Below are 1,073 nucleotides of genomic sequence, written 5' to 3'. Positions count from 1 at the left end.
ACTCCGGCCGATTCAGATACCCCCCGTCCCACCTGCACGCCGCCGATATACAGCTCGCCCACCGCACCTAGCGGCACCGGCTGGCATCCTTGGTCCAGCACATACATCCGCACGTTCGGTGCCGGCCGTCCGATCGGCACCGCCCCACGTTCCCCAGCGCTGCAGGTCCACCAGGTAACGTCGACGGCGGCCTCCGTCGGTCCATAGGCGTTGTGAAGCGCCACGCGTGGGTACGCTTCGATGAACCGATCCCGCAACTCGCCACTCAGGGCCTCGCCACTGCATATGACAGCGCGCACTCCTGACAGTGAGCCTGCTTGGCCATGCTTCAGATAGGCTTCCAGCATCGATGGCACAAAGTGCAACACGGTCGTTCCACTGGCCTGGATCAGCTCTCCCAGATAAAGCGGGTCCTGATGGCCGCCCGGCCGCGCCAGCACCAAGCGCGCCCCCACCGACCACGTCAGGAAGATCTCCCAGACCGATACGTCAAAACCAAACGGCGTCTTCTGCAATACGCAGTCCTGCGGCCCCATCCCGAACACGTCCCGCGCCCACTGCAATCGATTGCAGACGCCGTCGTGCTGGTTCATTGCTCCCTTGGGTACACCCGTGGAACCCGAGGTGTAAATCACATAGGCCAAATGCTCCGGCGTCAGTCCCAGCGCGTGCGGGTCCGGGTTCGTCGTCAGCGATGACCACTCTGCCGCCTCGTCCAGCCGCAACACCGGCACCGATACCTCGGACATCACCGCCAGCGTGGACGCATGGACGAGTACCGCTTGCAGTGCACTGTCCGTCACCATCGCCTGAACTCGCTGCACCGGCAGCGACGGATCCAACGGCACGTACGCCGCGCCCGCCTTCAGAATGCCCAGCAAGCCCACCGCCATCTCCAGGCTGCGCTCCACGCACAGCCCCCACGCGATCGTCCGGACCCACCCCTCGGGCGATCAGCGTATGGGCCACCTGGTTGGCTCGCGCATTCAGCTCGCCATAGCTCAATTGGCTGCCTTCGAACTCCACCGCCACCGCTTCGGGGCGCAACGCAACCTGGGCCTCGAATCCCGCAT

General features: G+C 64.9%; 1 protein-coding gene. It reads right to left on the bottom strand.

All coding sequences use genetic code 11. The annotated features are described in order from the left end of the window. On the bottom strand, window positions 1-911 hold a 911-nt coding region (locus DyAD56_RS23455; RefSeq protein ID WP_199179105.1), incomplete at its 3' end, for an AMP-binding protein. Window positions 912-1,073 lie beyond the last annotated feature (162 nt).

The sequence above is a fragment of the Dyella sp. AD56 genome (assembly GCF_002878475.1).
Classification (GTDB): Bacteria; Pseudomonadota; Gammaproteobacteria; order Xanthomonadales; family Rhodanobacteraceae; genus Dyella.
The sequence above is the reverse complement of the archived record's forward strand: the minus strand, read 5'-3'. Positions and strand labels throughout refer to the sequence as shown.